This window comes from Mycobacterium sp., assembly GCF_035697385.1.
In the GTDB taxonomy this organism is placed as follows: Bacteria; Actinomycetota; Actinomycetes; order Mycobacteriales; family Mycobacteriaceae; genus Mycobacterium.
The window spans coordinates 1-14,749 of sequence record NZ_DASSCY010000086.1 but is presented as its reverse complement, the minus strand read 5'-3'; the positions used below and the strand labels follow the sequence as shown (position 1 = coordinate 14,749).

The 14,749-nt window shown below is 66.6% G+C and carries 16 protein-coding genes; 11 read left to right on the top strand and 5 right to left on the bottom strand.

The features are described from left to right. Nucleotides 1–474 carry a DUF4190 domain-containing protein gene (locus VFH65_RS07720; RefSeq protein ID WP_353320564.1) on the top strand — a complete coding sequence of 158 codons (474 nt, stop codon included), beginning with the start codon at nt 1–3 and terminating at the stop codon, nt 472–474. Nucleotides 475–484: 10 nt separating this feature from the next. Here VFH65_RS07720 and VFH65_RS07715 read toward each other — a convergent pair whose 3' ends face one another. Then, on the bottom strand, nt 485–1,432 hold the full coding sequence (locus VFH65_RS07715) for an HpcH/HpaI aldolase/citrate lyase family protein (RefSeq protein WP_414688377.1): 948 nt from the start codon (nt 1,430–1,432) through the stop codon (nt 485–487). A gap of 62 nt (nt 1,433–1,494) precedes the next feature. Between VFH65_RS07715 and VFH65_RS07710 the strand changes: the two genes are divergently transcribed. The 4 genes from VFH65_RS07710 to VFH65_RS07695 all read left to right on the top strand — a co-directional run bounded on the left by VFH65_RS07710 (nt 1,495) and on the right by VFH65_RS07695 (nt 5,968). Then, the gene (locus tag VFH65_RS07710; RefSeq protein ID WP_353320562.1) at nt 1,495–2,787 is read left to right on the top strand and encodes a magnesium transporter MgtE N-terminal domain-containing protein; all 1,293 of its coding nucleotides are present in this window, start codon (nt 1,495–1,497) and stop codon (nt 2,785–2,787) included. Further along, nucleotides 2,784–3,314: a DUF1003 domain-containing protein gene (locus VFH65_RS07705; protein WP_353320561.1), complete on the top strand. Its 531-nt coding sequence runs from the start codon at nt 2,784–2,786 to the stop codon at nt 3,312–3,314. The genes VFH65_RS07710 and VFH65_RS07705 overlap by 4 nt, the downstream gene beginning before the upstream one ends. 88 nt (nt 3,315–3,402) lie before the next feature. After that, nucleotides 3,403–4,779: a lytic transglycosylase domain-containing protein gene (locus VFH65_RS07700; RefSeq protein ID WP_353320560.1), complete on the top strand. Its 1,377-nt coding sequence runs from the start codon at nt 3,403–3,405 to the stop codon at nt 4,777–4,779. A 46-nt stretch (nt 4,780–4,825) separates the two neighbouring features. Then, a complete protein-coding gene (locus VFH65_RS07695; RefSeq protein ID WP_353320559.1) occupies nt 4,826–5,968 on the top strand; it encodes an Mrp/NBP35 family ATP-binding protein in 1,143 nt (380 codons plus the stop codon). A 3-nt stretch (nt 5,969–5,971) separates the two neighbouring features. Here VFH65_RS07695 and tatB read toward each other — a convergent pair whose 3' ends face one another. The 4 genes from tatB to sigE all read right to left on the bottom strand — a co-directional run bounded on the left by tatB (nt 5,972) and on the right by sigE (nt 9,204). Further along, the gene (gene tatB / locus VFH65_RS07690; RefSeq protein WP_353320558.1) at nt 5,972–6,370 is read right to left on the bottom strand and encodes a Sec-independent protein translocase protein TatB; all 399 of its coding nucleotides are present in this window, start codon (nt 6,368–6,370) and stop codon (nt 5,972–5,974) included. Nucleotides 6,371–6,372: 2 nt separating this feature from the next. Then, a complete protein-coding gene (locus VFH65_RS07685; protein WP_353320557.1) occupies nt 6,373–7,866 on the bottom strand; it encodes a S1C family serine protease in 1,494 nt (497 codons plus the stop codon). A gap of 70 nt (nt 7,867–7,936) precedes the next feature. Continuing rightward, entirely contained in the window at nt 7,937–8,332 is a 396-nt protein-coding gene (rseA, locus tag VFH65_RS07680; RefSeq protein WP_353320556.1) for an anti-sigma E factor RseA, read from the bottom strand. Between the two features lie 89 nt (nt 8,333–8,421). Then, nucleotides 8,422–9,204: an RNA polymerase sigma factor SigE gene (gene sigE / locus VFH65_RS07675; protein WP_353320555.1), complete on the bottom strand. Its 783-nt coding sequence runs from the start codon at nt 9,202–9,204 to the stop codon at nt 8,422–8,424. A 178-nt stretch (nt 9,205–9,382) separates the two neighbouring features. Here sigE and VFH65_RS07670 point away from each other — a divergent pair, with 178 nt between their 5' ends. From VFH65_RS07670 to VFH65_RS07645, 6 genes are all read left to right on the top strand, one after another. Beyond that, complete coding sequence (locus tag VFH65_RS07670) at nt 9,383–10,042, top strand: O-methyltransferase (RefSeq protein WP_353320554.1); 660 nt, start codon at nt 9,383–9,385, stop codon at nt 10,040–10,042. A gap of 94 nt (nt 10,043–10,136) precedes the next feature. Then, nucleotides 10,137–10,832: a TetR/AcrR family transcriptional regulator gene (locus VFH65_RS07665; RefSeq protein WP_353320553.1), complete on the top strand. Its 696-nt coding sequence runs from the start codon at nt 10,137–10,139 to the stop codon at nt 10,830–10,832. Next, nucleotides 10,795–11,736: an ABC transporter ATP-binding protein gene (locus VFH65_RS07660; protein WP_353320552.1), complete on the top strand. Its 942-nt coding sequence runs from the start codon at nt 10,795–10,797 to the stop codon at nt 11,734–11,736. Before VFH65_RS07665 ends, VFH65_RS07660 begins: the two co-directional genes overlap by 38 nt. After that, the gene (locus VFH65_RS07655) at nt 11,733–13,355 is read left to right on the top strand and encodes an ABC transporter permease (RefSeq protein WP_353320551.1); all 1,623 of its coding nucleotides are present in this window, start codon (nt 11,733–11,735) and stop codon (nt 13,353–13,355) included. The genes VFH65_RS07660 and VFH65_RS07655 overlap by 4 nt, the downstream gene beginning before the upstream one ends. Before the next feature lie 19 nt (nt 13,356–13,374). Continuing rightward, entirely contained in the window at nt 13,375–14,049 is a 675-nt protein-coding gene (locus VFH65_RS07650; RefSeq protein WP_353320550.1) for a methyltransferase family protein, read from the top strand. A 6-nt stretch (nt 14,050–14,055) separates the two neighbouring features. Further along, the gene (locus VFH65_RS07645) at nt 14,056–14,730 is read left to right on the top strand and encodes a methyltransferase family protein (protein WP_353320549.1); all 675 of its coding nucleotides are present in this window, start codon (nt 14,056–14,058) and stop codon (nt 14,728–14,730) included. The last annotated feature ends 19 nt before the right edge of the window (nt 14,731–14,749 follow it).

Sequence of the window (14,749 nt, the reverse complement as noted above, 5' to 3'; positions counted from 1 at the left end):
ATGACCGGTAGCGATCCGGACCGGTCGGCCGAGCCCTTTCGAGGGATGGAGTATCCGTCGCTGGAAAACTCGGGCGGTCAACAGCCCTATTACGGTGCGCCCGTGGACTATCCGACCGGCGCCGGTTTGCCACCGCCGGTCTATCCCCCGCAGTTCACCGGTGCCCCGGGCTATCCGCCTGCCCCTGGCTATCCCGGCGGCTATGACCCGTACCGGCTGACGAAACCGCCAGGCACCAACGGCCAGGCGATCGCGGCGTTGGTGTGTTCGATCGCCGGCTTGATGTGTTGCGTATCGTCGATCGCCGGACTCATCCTCGGAGTGATGGCGATGCGTGAGACCAAGCGCACCGGTCAGGAAGGGTATGGCCTCGCGCTTGCCGGCGCGGTCCTCGGCGGTCTGGGGGTCGCGTTCATGGTGCTCACCCTGCTTCTCTACATCGGCCTCATAGCCAGCGGCTGGCAGTGGACCTAGTCGCTGTGGCCTAGGCGGGCGGGCGGAACGGGTCGGCCTTGCGCACCATGCCCGCGGCGCGGCCCTTTCCGGCGATCACCAACGCCATCTTTCGGCTCGCCTCGTCGATCATCTCGTCGCCGAGCATCGCCGCGCCGCGGTTGCCGCCCGCGCTCGACGTGTGCCACTCGTATGCCTCGAGAATCAACTCCGCATGATCGTAGGCCTCCTGGCGCGGGCTGAAGATCTCGTTGCCCGCGACGATCTGATCCGGATGCAGCACCCACTTGCCGTCGTAGCCCAATGCGGCCGACCGACCGGCGACCCGCCGAAATCCGTCGACGTCGCGAATCTTCAGATACGGCCCGTCGATCGCCAGGATGCCGTTCGCACGGGCCGCAATGAGAATCCGCATCAACACGTGGTGGTGGGCGTCGCCGACGTCGTAGCCGTCGGGCTGTTCACCGACCTCGAGGGTGCGCATGTTGAGACTGGCCGCCATATCCGCCGGCCCGAGCACCAGCGCTTGCACTCGCGGGCCCGCCGCTATCGCATCAATGTTGGTGAGGCCCTGCGCATTCTCAATTTGCGCCTCAATACCGATGCGGCCCACCGGCAATCCGTGCGTCGACTCGAGCTGGCTCAGCAGCAAATGCAACGCGTGGATGTGTGAGACATCAGTCACCTTGGGCAGCACCACGATGTCGAGTTGCGCGCCAGCGGTCGAGACCACCTCGATGATGTCGGCGTAGGTCCACGGCGTCGTCCAGTCGTTGACCCGCACGCCACGCAGCTGCCCCGCCCAACCGTCTTCGGCCAGCGCGACTGCGACCTGGGTGCGGGCCTCGGCCTTGGCATCCGGTGCGACGGCATCCTCGAGATCGAGGAACACTTCGTCGGCAGGCAGGCCCTTGGCCTTATCGATCATCCGTGCGCTGCTTCCCGGAACCGAAAGGCACGTGCGTCTGGGCCGGGCCAAAAAGTCCTGTCGACGGGGCCGATTCGCGTTATCCACAGATCTACTCTCTACTCTCTACAGATATGGCGGCGGTGAACAGGGTCTACGCGGCCCGACTCGCGGGGATGGTGGTGCTCGGCCCCGACGGCGAGTCCATCGGCCGGGTCCGCGACGTGGTGGTCAGCATCAGCATCGTGCGTCAGCAACCGCGAGTGCTTGGCCTTGTCGTCGAAATGCTCACCCGCCGAAGGATTTTCGTACCGATCCTGCGCGTGACCGCCATCGAGCCCGGTTCCGTCACATTGGCAACCGGCAGTGTGTCGCTTCGCCGGTTCGCGCAACGGCCTGGCGAAGTGCTTGCGTTGGGACAGGTGATCGAAACTCGGGTCCGCGTCGACGATCCCGACCTGCCGCAGCTGAGCGGAATCGACGTGGTCGTCGTGGATCTGGGCATCGAGCAGACGCGCACCCGCGACTGGATGGTGACGAAGGTGGCCGTGCGGCCGCAACGCCGGCTGGGCCGTCGCAGCAATATGCACGTGGTCGACTGGCAGCACGTGCAGGGTCTGACGCCGTCGGGTCTGGCGATGCCCGACCAAGGTGTGGCGCAGCTGCTCGAGCTGTTCGCGGGCCAGCGTCCTGTCGAGGTCGCCGAGGCCATCCGCGAGCTGCCGGCCAAGCGGCGCAACGAGGTGGTCAATGCCCTCGACGACGAGCGGCTGGCCGACGTCCTGCAGGAGCTGCCCGAAGACGAACAGGCCGACGTGCTGAGGAAGTTGCCCGCCGAGCGCTCCGCCGACGTGCTCGAGGCCATGGATCCCGACGACGCCGCCGACTTGCTGGGCACGATGACACCGGCCGACGCCGAACAGTTCTTGCGCCGAATGGACCCCGAAGACTCAGAAGATGTGCGACGGCTGCTCAGCCACTCACCCGACACCGCAGGCGGTCTGATGACATCCGAGCCGGTTGTCCTGGCGCCCGACACCACCGTCGCCGAGGCACTGGCGCGGGTCCGCGACCCCGACCTGACGCCCGCACTGGCCTCTCTGGTGTTCGTCACGCGCCCGCCCACCGCCACGCCGACCGGCCGCTATCTGGGCTGCGTGCATTTGCAGCGGCTGCTGCGCGAGCCTCCTGCGGAGCTGGTGAGCGGCATCGTCGACACCGATCTGCCCATCCTGCGGCCAGAGGACTCGCTGGCGGCGGTCACCCGCTATTTCGCTGCATACAATCTGGTCTGCGGTCCGGTGGTCGACGACGAAAACCACCTACTGGGCGCGGTATCGGTCGACGACGTGCTCGACCATCTGCTGCCCGATGACTGGCGAGAGCGCGAGGAACCCGAACTCTTTGGCGCTGAAGGGGTGACATGAGCGACCTGTACACCCCGCGGTCTTCGCGCCGGTTCGGTTTCAATGTCGACCCTGAGGCGGTCGGGCGGTTCAGCGAATCCATCGCCCGCTTCCTGGGAACGGGCCGATATCTGGCGTTTCAGACCATCCTCGTCATCATTTGGGTCGCCCTGAATCTCTCCGCGGTGCAGCTGCGGTGGGATCCGTACCCGTTCATCCTGCTCAACCTGGCGTTCTCCACGCAGGCCGCCTATGCCGCGCCGCTGATCCTGCTGGCACAGAACCGCCAGGAGAACCGCGACCGGGTGTCGCTGGAGGAAGACCGTCGACGGGCCGAGCAGACCAAGGCCGACACCGAGTACCTGGCGCGCGAGCTTGCCGCGCTGCGGCTGGCCGTAGGCGAAGTCGCCACTCGCGATTACCTGCGCCGCGAGCTCGAGGAATTGCGTGAAATGTTGGCTGAATTGCAGGAGCCGCAGGGCGCGCCGGCTCCCGAAACCGCGAGTAAACCGGACGGCGCGGACCGACGGTCCAAAAAGCTGGGCTGAACTAGCTCAGGCCATTGCTGTAACGCTTCTGTTATCGAGTAGGTATGGTGACTTGGTTCACAGGCCACCGCACATTTAGGACGGTTGAGTGCGCATAGGGGGAGGATCCGCCCTCGAGGCGGCGCGGAGCCGAGCAGGGCGAGCCACACGCACGCCTGCCTTCGGCATTGCAGTCATCACCCCGATAATTCTCGCCGGCGCCGTTGGCGCGTCTGCACCATCGCCCAATGCGCCAGTGCGCAACTCTGCGGTGACGCCGCTGGCCGCCGTGGAACTGTCACCCGGCGCACGCGAAGGGGCGTCGGTGGTGGCGGTTAGCAAGACGCCAACGGCATTTCACATCGCGTCCGCGAACGTCTCCGCTCCCCCGCCCGCGGTGGTGACCAGTGCGCCTGGGACACTTCGCATTCCGTCGATGGCGTTGTCCGCCTACCGCAACGCCGAGCGCATGATGGCCGCGGCCTCTCCTGGCTGCGGCGTGAGCTGGAACCTGCTGGCCGGCATCGGGCGCATCGAGTCCATGCACGCCAACGGCGGCGCCACCGATGCCCGCGGCACCGCGGTGCGGCCGATTTACGGGCCTGCGCTGGACGGGACGCTGCCAGGCAACGAGGTCATCGTGCAGAGCCGCACCGCCGACCGGATCACCTACGCCCGCGCGATGGGACCGATGCAGTTCCTGCCCGGCACCTGGTCGCGCTACGCCGCGGACGGCGACGGCGACGGCAAGGCCGAGGTGCAGAACCTTTTCGACTCGACCCTGGCCGCGGCGCGTTACCTGTGCAGCGGCGGGCTCAACCTGCGCGACCAGTCCCAGGTGATGGCCGCGATCCTGCGCTACAACAATTCGGTGGCCTACGCCCGAAATGTGCTCGGCTGGGCGGCCGCGTATGCGACCGGAGTGGTGCCGGTAGACCTGCCGCCGATCACGGGACCGGTCCCTGCGCTCGCCGATCCGCACCTGGAAAACTACGAAGGCCTCGGCCCCGGGCTGCCGCTAAACGCCCTCGGGCTGCCAGCCAACGACCCGCTGGCGCTGATGCCCCTAATGGGACGCGGCGACGTCGCAAGCCAAATCCCGACCTACGTTCCTGGCTTCGCTCCAGGTCAGACGCTTGGCCCGCTGCCCGGGCCCGCGAGCGCACTGCAGGCGGCGCCACCTCCTGCGGCGCCGGAACCCGCGCCGTGGCTGCCGCCGTGGATGCAGCCGCCGCCCAAACCCGAGTGCGCGGTGTTCTGCATCCAGAGCACTGTTCCGCCCGCGGCGCCGGTGCTGGCCGCACCAGGCGAGGTGCCCAATGCCAACCCGCTGGTTCCCCCGGGTCCGCCGGCAGGCCCGCCGCCGGGGCCCCTTCCTGAACCGCTGGCCGGACCAGCACCCGCACCTCTTCCTGGGCCGCCACCGCCCGAGCCGCAGCCGCTTCTGCCGCCGCCGCCGGGCACGCTGCCCGGCCCGCCCGCCTGACGGCCGGTAAAAATACACCTGTCGAGTCCGCCTAGACTCGCTGGTGATGTCTCAAACACCCAGTGAGCTGCAAGCCGCGGTGCGCGCCGCGCTGGCCAAGGTGATCGACCCCGAACTGCGGCGGCCGATCACCGAGCTCAACATGGTCAAGAACGTCACCGTCGAAGCCGACGGCGGCGTGCACGTCGAGGTCTACCTGACCACGTCGGCGTGTCCGAAGAAGACCGAGATCTCCGAGCGCGTCAGCCATGCGGTCGCCGATGTCCCCGGCACGGGCGCCGTCAAGGTCACCCTCGACGTGATGAACGACGAGCAACGCACCGAGTTGCGCAAGCAGTTGCGCGGCGATGCCCGCGAGCCGGTGATCCCGTTCGCACAGCCAGGTTCACTGACACGCGTCTACGCCGTCGCGTCCGGCAAGGGCGGCGTCGGCAAGTCCAGCGTCACCGTCAACCTGGCCGCTGCGATGGCGGCGCGGGGATTGTCGGTCGGCGTGCTCGACGCCGACATCTACGGCCACTCGGTGCCGCGGATGATGGGCACCACCGACCGGCCCACGCAGGTCGAGTCGATGATTCTGCCGCCGGTGGCCCACGACGTACGGGTCATCTCGATCGCGATGTTCACCCAGGGCAACACCCCGGTGGTGTGGCGCGGGCCGATGCTGCACCGCGCGCTGCAGCAGTTCCTGGCCGATGTCTACTGGGGCGACCTCGACGTGCTGCTGCTCGACCTGCCGCCCGGTACCGGAGACATTGCGATCTCGGTGGCCCAGCTGATCCCGGGCGCCGACATTCTGGTGGTGACGACGCCGCAGCTGGCCGCTGCCGAAGTCGCCGAACGGGCAGGCGCGATCGCGCTGCAGACCAAGCAGCGCATCGCAGGCGTGGTGGAGAACATGTCCGGGCTGCTGCTGCCCGACGGCACCACTATGCAGATCTTCGGCGAGGGCGGCGGCCAACAGGTGGCCGAAAGCTTGTCCCGGGCGGTCGGCGCTGACGTGCCGCTTCTGGGCCAGGTGCCGCTGGACCCGGCGCTTGTGCAAGCCGGGGACTCCGGGGTGCCGCTGGTCTTGTCGGCGCCCGATTCGGTCGCAGGCAAGGCGCTGCGCAGCATCGCTGACGCGCTGTCGAGCCGCAAACGCGGGCTGGCCGGCATGTCGCTCGGCTTGGATCCTGCCGGACGCTGAGACTTACGTCGCGTCGGTGTCGAAAGGCGTCGTCGCGGGGGCCGGTGTCGGGTCCGGCGCCTTGGAGCTCGGCGGCGAGGGCTCCGGAGCCGGTGAGCTGACGGGCTTGTCGACCTTGCCGGTGAATATCGAATCGTCGCCATCGAGCAGATGCTTGGTCAGCGCGGCCCGCGGGGACATGCCCCGCAATTTGTTCAGCTCGCTCAGCGGCTGGCGAAGGTCGTCGAACTCCGGGCCGAGGTCCTCGCGCAGCTGAGTGGTCGCACCACTGATGTAGTCGCGGGCCTGCCTCAGGGCGCCCGACGTCCACCGGATAGCGCCGGGCAGCCGTTCCGGCCCGAGGATCACCAAACCGGCGATCACCAGGACCAGCATCTCGCCCCAGCCCACGTTCGCGAACATAGTTACGCGGTGTTGTCGGGGCCGGGGTTGACGGTCAAGACGACGTGGCGGCCGTCGCGAACGACCTCGATCGGCGCGTCCTGCCCGATCTTGAGCTGACGGACCGCGACGACGAACTCGTCGGCGTCAGCCACGGTACGGTCGCCGACCTTGACCACGACGTCGTTCTCCAGGATGCCCGCGCGCTCCGCCGGGCTGTCCTTGTTCACGTTGGCCACCTGCGCACCGGACGCGATGTCGTTGCTGACCGAGCGTGCGGTCAGGCCCAATGTCGGGTGGGCGATCTTGCCATCCTTGATCAGCGCGTCGACGACGTTCTTCACCTCGTTGACCGGGATCGCGAAGCCAAGGCCGCTGGCGCTGTCCGACAGCGACTTGCCCGCGGTGTTGATGCCGATCACGTCGGCGTTCATGTTGATCAGCGGTCCGCCCGAGTTGCCGTGGTTGATCGACGCGTCGGTCTGCACGCCGTCGATGACCGTGTCGGTGTCCGAGCCGTCGCCCGAGAGCGGCACAGGGCGATGCAGCGCGCTGATGATGCCCTGCGTCACGGTGCTGCGCAGACCCAGCGGAGCGCCTGCTGCGATCACCTCATCGCCGACGCGCAGCTTGTCGGAGTCGCCGAGTTTGGCGACCGACAGGTTGTCGACGTTGTCGACCTTCAGCACTGCAAGGTCGGTCTTGGGGTCGCGGCCGACGAGGTTGGCCGGCACCTCCTTGCCGTCGTTGAAGACGACGGCAATCTTGTACTGGCTGGGGTTGATGGCAGCCTCGGAGATCACGTGATTGTTGGTGACGATGTAGCCGCGGCCGTCGATCACGACTCCGGAACCCTGTGAGCCTTCCTGGTCGCCGACCGCTTCTACAGTGACGACCGAATCAGCAACTGCCGCAGCGACTTTCGCGAAGCGCCCTTCGGGCGGCTGGCCAGTGTCACTGGTGTCGAGGGTGACCTTCGACGTGGTGAACGCCTCGACGACATCGGCGGTCTTGCGGCCCACCCATCCGCCAGCGACGCCGATGACCAACGCGGTGATCGCGAGAACCGCCAACGCGACGTAGGAGACCCTGCTGCCGAACAGCACCTCGCGCACACCGAGCTTGCCCATCTGGATGTTCGACGGCGCGTGCGCGGGTGCCGGCACCGCGGGAGTGCCCAGTGCAGCGGCGGCGCCGGGGTCGCGCCAGGGATCGGCGGGTCGATCCGTGTCATGTCCGTCGCGTTCAGCCGCCAGCGCACCGGCGTCGGCGGGATGTCGCTGCAGCGATTCGCCTCCGACGTACGGCCGCGCGAACGCCTCGGCGAGCACCGCGTCGGGTGGCTGACTTGTCGGCTTGTACTCGCCCTGATCGCGGTAGCGGTCCAGACCCACGAAGGATCCGTTGACGCCGTCGGGCCGGCGGAACGCGCGCTGCGCGGCCGGATCGACAGGTGGACGCGAGACAGGGCGCGGCTCCAGGCGGTTCTTACCGCCCGACTGGTCCTGATTGGTCACCCGTTATCACTCTCTTTTGGAGCGCCCGCCCGGAAAGTGGGGGTCCGGCGCACGTCATTTTGCATCCACCCTACCGGCGCTTACGCCGCGAGCGCGTCGCGTCGTCAGCTAACTGCGGCTGATCCGCCTCGACGGGCGGCTCTTGCGGGGTGTGGTGCGGGATCTGGGACAACATCCCCAGCAAAGAGCTCGGGATGACGATCGGGCAGGAATCCCGCAACGCGGCGCGAGCCTGGCGCTGGGCTTCCACCTCCGTCGCGCACTGCGGGCACAACGACAAATGGTGTGCAGCGCGCAGATGTGCGGTCATCCGCAACTCGCCGTCGACGAACGCGGCGATCGCCTCGGTCGACAGATGCTCCGTCGACCCGAATTGGCGCGGCCCGACCGGCGTATCACTTTGCGAGGCGAACTGAGAAGGCAGCCAGGAGAACGCGCGACGGAACACATGTCCCGGGTCGACCATCGCCCAGCTCCTCTCGGCTTGCTCACGTCTGTTACGACGACGCTAACTCGAATGTAGCGCGGCAGGCCGCGCCCGACACCCGCGAACGGTCAGGCGGATTTGGCCGCGTCGCTGGGACGACCCAACGACCCCGTATCCGGGTGGCTCGCCAGATAGTCGCGCAAGGCCTGCCGGCCGCGGTGGATGCGGCTGCGCACGGTGCCGAGCTTGACGCCGAGTGTGGCGCCGATTTCCTCGTAGGAGAGTCCCTCGATGTCGCACAGGACCACCGCGGCGCGGAACTCCGGCGGCAGCGAGTCCAGCGCGGCCTGCAGATCCGGACCCAGCCGCGAATCGTGATAGATCTGCTCGGGATTGGGCTCGTCGGCGGGCACCCGCTCGTAGTCCTCCGGCAGCGCCTCCATGCGGATGCGTCCGCGCCTGCGAACCATGTCGAGGAACAGGTTGGTGGTGATGCGGTGCAGCCAGCCCTCGAACGTGCCGGGCTGATAGTTCTGCACCGAGCGGAAGACGCGGATGAACGTCTCCTGCGTCAGATCCTCGGCGTCGTGCTGGTTGCCGGAAAGGCGGTAGGCCAGCCGGTACACGCGGTCGGCGTGTTGGCGCACCAGCTCATCCCAGGACGGCATCGTGGTTTTGTCGCCGGTGGCGTCGAACACCGCAGTGCCGGTCAACTCGTCGGAAGGCTCTACCCATTCGCCATCCGTGTACTGCTCGAGGTGAGCCATGGTCACCGGGGCAACGGGGGCACTTGAACTGGTCGTCGGATCCTCCTGGTCGCGGCCATCATCCTTCATCGACGGCTCGATATCGGCGGCAACACCGCTGAGCACGTGCTTATTCCCAGAGCGCCAGCGTTCGCCGTGTTCCATGAGGGATACGCTCTCCCACCCTGGTGTGGTTGGCATATGAGCAAACTGAACATTTCCTGAGAAAGAGCGCTACCCGTTTTTCGACCTGCAAAAACCACGCGACCTGCGCCCGACTCCGGGGTTTTTGCGCGGGCGTGTCGCGGTACTGGGCAACCGGGATTCGCTCTACGCTGCGGGCATGGCCAGCACCGACGACACGGCGGGTAAGCCCAGTCGGGCCGAGTCGATCGTCACGCACGCCGAACAATCCATCTCCGAGGACGCCATCGTGGCGGCCGCCCGTGAGCGAGCGGTGGACATCGGCGCGGGCGCGATCACCCCGGCGGTGGGTGCGCTGCTGTGCGTGCTGGCCAAGTTGACCGGGGCCAAGGCCGTCGTCGAAGTCGGCACCGGTGCCGGTGTGAGCGGGTTGTGGCTGCTGTCGGGCATGCGTGAGGACGGCGTGCTGACCACGATCGACGTTGAGCCCGAGCATCAGCGCATCGCCAAGCAGGCGTTCTCCGAGGCCGGTGTCGGCCCGTCGCGCACTCGGCTGATCAGCGGCCGCGCCCAGGACGTGCTGACGCGGTTGGCCGACGAGTCCTACGACCTGGTGTTCGTCGACGCCGATCCCGTCGACCAGCCGCAGTTCGTCGTCGAAGGGGTGCGGCTGCTGAGGCCCGGCGGCGCGATCGTCGTGCACCGCGCCGCGCTTGGCGGTCGTGCCGGCGACGCAAGCGCCAACGATGCCGAGGTCAGTGCCGTCCGCGAGGCGGCGCGACTGATCGCGGAGGACGAGCGGCTGACGCCGGTGCTCGTCCCGCTCGGTGATGGCCTGCTGGCCGCCGCTCGCGACTGACGTCTCGAGAGCTGCGCTCCACTTCCGACATTTACGGGTTCTTGACGGGGTGAATTCTTGACTACGCACTAAACGCATGTTTAGCGTACTAAACATGCGTTCAGCCCCAGACGATCGGACGGCCATCGCCCGAATCCGTGATGCCGCGATCGAGCAGTACGGCAAGCACGGGTTCAACGTGGGGCTGCGCACCATCGCCGAGTCGGCAGGTGTGTCGGCCGCGCTGGTGATCCACCACTTCGGTTCCAAGGAGGGCCTGCGGAAGGCCTGTGACGACTACATCGCCGAGGAGATCCGCCAGGCGAAATCGGAGTCGCTACAGACAAGCGACCCGGCGACCTGGTTCGCCCAAATGGCCGAGATCGAGTCGTACGCACCGATGATGGCCTATCTGGTGCGCAGCATGCAGTCCGGCAGCGAGCTCGCAAAAGCCTTCTGGCGCCGCATGATCGCCAATGCCGAGGAGTACATCGAGGAAGGCGTGCGCGCAGGCACCATCAAGCCAAGCCGCGACCCCGCCGCCAGGGCCAAGTACATGGGGCTTTCGAGCGGCGGCGGATTCCTGCTGTATCTGCAAATGCACGATAACCCAAGCGATTTGCGAGCCGTCCTTCGCGACTATGGCGAAGAGATGGTGCTGCCCGCCCTCGAGATGTTCACCGAAGGATTGATGGCCGACTCGACGATGTACGACGCATTTCTGGCACAGCGCGAAAAAGGTATTCCGTTCACATCCCACGAAGGAGAAGGCGATGACGGCTCAAACAACCCGGTCCCTGCAGCGGGCTAACGGGACCCAGTCGCAGCTCGCAGTTGAGATCCGGGGGCTGTCCAAGTCTTTCGGTCGCACCAAGGCGCTCGACGGACTCGACCTGACGGTCGCGCCTGGCGACATCACCGGCTTCCTCGGGCCGAACGGCGCGGGCAAGTCCACCACCATCCGGGTGCTGCTCGGGCTGCTGCGCGCCGACGGCGGCACCGCGCGTCTACTCGGTGGTGACCCGTGGCGCGACGCCGTCGCGTTGCACCGCCGGATCGCCTACGTACCCGGCGATGTCACGTTGTGGCCCAACCTCACCGGGCTGCAGGCCATCGACTTCCTTGCGCGCTTGCGCGGCAACGGGGTCGACACCCGACGCCGTGACCAGTTGATCGACCGCTTCGAACTCGATCCCCACAAGAAGGCACGCACCTACTCCAAGGGCAACCGGCAGAAGGTGGCGATCGTCGCGGCGTTCAGCACGAACGCCGAGCTCTACATCCTCGACGAGCCGACATCGGGCCTGGATCCGTTGATGGAAAAGGCTTTTCAGCAGTGCGTCGAAGAGGTCGCCGGCCGCGGCGCCGCGGTACTGCTGTCCAGCCACATCCTTGCCGAGGTGGAAAAGCTCTGCGACAACGTCACCATCATCCGCGCAGGCCGCGCGGTGAAGTCCGGCCCACTCGAGGAGCTGCGACACCTGATGCGCACCACCGTGACGGTGCGCACCCGCTCCGACGGCCAGGCGCTACAACGCGCCGAGTTCGTGCACGATTTCTCGATCCACGACGGCCACTACAGCTTCTCGGTCGACCGCGACAATCTGGACCGCACGATGGACATGCTCACCGAACTCGGCATCATCGACCTCACGGTGACGCCGGCCTCGCTCGAGGACATGTTTCTGCGCGAGTACCAAGGAGTGACGCGATGAGCGCCACCGCCGTCGCACCGCAAACGGGGCGCCACGAAGCCACATCGGGCGGCTCACAGTGGACCGGGGTGGGCAGCCTGCTGCGGCTGGCGATCCGCCGCGACCGCGTCCGGCTGTCCGTGTGGATCGGGATCCTCACGCTGACCATGGTCTACGCGCCCAACGCGATCAAGCTGGCCTACCCGGAAGAGGCTCAGCGGCTGGCCAGGGTCAACCTACTCAAGACGCCTGCCGGAATGATGTTGGGCGGACCCATGTTCGGCGGGAACGAAACCGACCTGGGCGCGATGATGGCAAACGAGTTGATGCTCACGCTGATCGTCGCCACCTCGATCCTGTCCATTCTCACCATCATTCGACACACTCGCACCGAAGAGGAAAGCGGTGCAGCGGAATTGGTCTTGTCGTCGGTGGTGGGCGGGTATGCCCGCACATACGCGGCGCTCATCCTTGTCGGCGGGGTCAACGCGATCCTGGCCATCACCATGACGCTGGCGATGGCCGCAACAGGGTTCGCTTTCGTCGACACCGCCGCGATGTGCCTCGGCGTCACGGGTGTGGCCATGGTGTTTGGTGCGGTCGCGGGCGTCACCGCCCAGCTGTGGCGTCAGGGACGCACGGCCACCGGCGCCGCGATGGGCGCGCTCGCGCTGGCCGCTCTGGTGCGCGGCGTCGGCGACGTGATCAACAACTCCGGCAGCGCGCTGAGCTGGTTCTCCCCCATCGCCTGGGCACAGCAGATGCGCCCGTTCGTCGACCTGCGCTGGTGGCCGTTCGCGCTCTTGGTAGCGCTCGCGGTCGGGCTGATGGCGTTGGCCGCGGTGCTGGAAAGCCGGCGCCAGTACGACGACGGAAACATCCCGTCCACCGGCGAGCGCCCGAATGCGCATTCGATCAGGGGGGTCCTCGGTTTGCATCTGACGCTTCAGCGTGGCCAGACCATCGGGTGGGGTGTCGGATTGTTCCTGGGCGGCTTGGCGTTTGGGTCCATGACCAAGTCGCTTATGGACGCAGCAAAGGAGAACGAGCTCATCAACCGTGTGCTGGCGGCGCAAGGCACCGACGGTGTGTACACGACGATGACGCAGTTCCTGGCCGCCGCGGCCACCGCGTACGTCGTCGGGGCGGTGTTGCGTGTTTATGGCGACGAAGAGAACGGTCTCGGTGAGGCAGTGATCGCCGGCGCGGTGTCGCGGTGGCGGTGGCTGTTGACCGCCGTTGCCTCGGCGCTGCTGGGCTCGGCCGTGCTGATGTTGTTGGCCGGCCTCGGCAATGGCCTCGGCGCTGGCATCACCCTTGGCGAGCCGGAAACCGTCGCGAGATTGACTGTGGCCGGGCTGGCGTACGTGCCGGCAATGGGCGTAATGGCAGGCATCGCCGCGATCGCCGTCGCGGTGCGTCATACCTGGATCGGCTGGTTCGCAGTCACTTTCGTGGTGGCCGCCCTGTATCTCGGTGCGCTGCTGCGGCTTCCGCAGTGGCTGATCGACCTGTCACCGGTGGGCCGCACCACCGCGCCGATGGAGTACCCCGTCGCCGCTTTGGTGGTCATGGTCCTCGCGGCCGCGGCGCTCACACTGGTCGCCGGCTGGATCTATCGCCGCCGCGACGCGCTGTAACCCGACAGAAGGAGAGAGCATGAACAGCGGCCTCAAGGCAATCGCGTCGAGCGTTCTCGGATTCGTGTACTTCGGCGTGCTGCTCTTTCTGCCGGCGGGCACGTTCGATTACTGGCAGGCATGGGTTTTCATCGCTGTATTCACCGCGACTACGGCCGGGCCCAGCATCTACTGGGCGGTGAAGCGACCAGAGGTCCTGCGTCGTCGGATGAACGCGGGCCCCCTCGCGGAAGCGCGACCCGCGCAGAAGATCATCGTCACGAGCGTTTATCTATTGGCTAGTGCGATGTTTGTCATCAGCGCGCTCGACCATCGATTCGGTTGGTCGCAGGTTCCGACCGCGGTCGTGTTGATCGGCGATGTGCTGGTTGCGGTTGGCCTTGGCCTCGCCATGCTGGTGGTCCAACAGAACAGTTATGCTGCGGCCACGATCACGGTCGAGTCGGAGCAACAGCTGGTCTCGACGGGACTGTACGGACTGGTGCGTCATCCGATGTACTCCGGTGCGCTGATCATGATGATCGGCACACCTCTTGCGCTCGATTCCTATTGGGGGCTCGTCGCCCTCATCCCCAGCTTGGTTGTCCTTGCCTTCCGCATCCTCGATGAGGAGAAGGCGCTGACACAGGAATTGACCGGCTATGTCGAATACACGCAACAGGTGCACCATCGCTTGGTGCCGGGAGTGTGGTGAGAAATCGTGAAGATCGCGCTTCAAACAGTGGCGTCTGGACTTTTCGGCCTCGTTTTCTTCGGCGTGCTGCTGTTCTGGCCGGCCGGCACGCTCCAGTATTGGCAGGCTTGGGTTTTCATCGCGGTGTTCATGGTGGCCACGCTGGTGCCGAGCATCTACTTGGCGGTGAACGACCCGGCGGCGCTCCAGCGGCGGATGAAGGCAGGGCCGATGGCCGAGACCAGACTCGTGCAGAAACTTGTCATCATCGGCACGATCGCGGCGGTGGTCGCAGTGCTTGTCGTCAGCGCCCTTGACTACCGATTCGGCTGGTCGCATGTGCCGCCGGCGGTAGTCATCGTTGGCAACATCCTTGTCGCCGTCGGGCTCGGGCTGGCGCAGCTCGTCGTCATTCAGAACAGCTACGCGGCCGCGACCATCACCGTTGAAGCCGAACAGACGGTGGTCTCGACAGGCCTCTATGGCCTTGTGCGGCACCCGATGTACTTCGGCACGGTGATCATGATGATCGGAACGCCCCTTGCTCTCGGCTCGTATTGGGGACTGTTGGCGATCGTCCCGGCCCTGCCGGTCCTCGTGGCCCGCATCGACGACGAAGAGAAGCTGCTCCAGCAAGAGCTCGACGGGTACAACGAGTACATGCAGAAGGTGCACTATCGGCTGGTGCCGTACGTGTGGTGACGTCTCCCGTCATATCCGG

Coding starts and splice junctions, on each gene's coding strand:
- VFH65_RS07720 (WP_353320564.1), top strand. CDS start 1: ATGACCGGTAGCGATCCGGACCGGTCGGCCGAGCCCTTTCGAGGGATG.
- tatB (WP_353320558.1), bottom strand. CDS start 6,370: ATGTTCGCGAACGTGGGCTGGGGCGAGATGCTGGTCCTGGTGATCGCC.
- VFH65_RS07705 (WP_353320561.1), top strand. CDS start 2,784: ATGAGCGACCTGTACACCCCGCGGTCTTCGCGCCGGTTCGGTTTCAAT.
- VFH65_RS07655 (WP_353320551.1), top strand. CDS start 11,733: ATGAGCGCCACCGCCGTCGCACCGCAAACGGGGCGCCACGAAGCCACA.
- VFH65_RS07660 (WP_353320552.1), top strand. CDS start 10,795: ATGACGGCTCAAACAACCCGGTCCCTGCAGCGGGCTAACGGGACCCAG.
- VFH65_RS07665 (WP_353320553.1), top strand. CDS start 10,137: ATGCGTTCAGCCCCAGACGATCGGACGGCCATCGCCCGAATCCGTGAT.
- rseA (WP_353320556.1), bottom strand. CDS start 8,332: ATGGTCGACCCGGGACATGTGTTCCGTCGCGCGTTCTCCTGGCTGCCT.
- VFH65_RS07695 (WP_353320559.1), top strand. CDS start 4,826: ATGTCTCAAACACCCAGTGAGCTGCAAGCCGCGGTGCGCGCCGCGCTG.
- VFH65_RS07650 (WP_353320550.1), top strand. CDS start 13,375: ATGAACAGCGGCCTCAAGGCAATCGCGTCGAGCGTTCTCGGATTCGTG.
- sigE (WP_353320555.1), bottom strand. CDS start 9,204: ATGGAACACGGCGAACGCTGGCGCTCTGGGAATAAGCACGTGCTCAGC.
- VFH65_RS07670 (WP_353320554.1), top strand. CDS start 9,383: ATGGCCAGCACCGACGACACGGCGGGTAAGCCCAGTCGGGCCGAGTCG.
- VFH65_RS07710 (WP_353320562.1), top strand. CDS start 1,495: ATGGCGGCGGTGAACAGGGTCTACGCGGCCCGACTCGCGGGGATGGTG.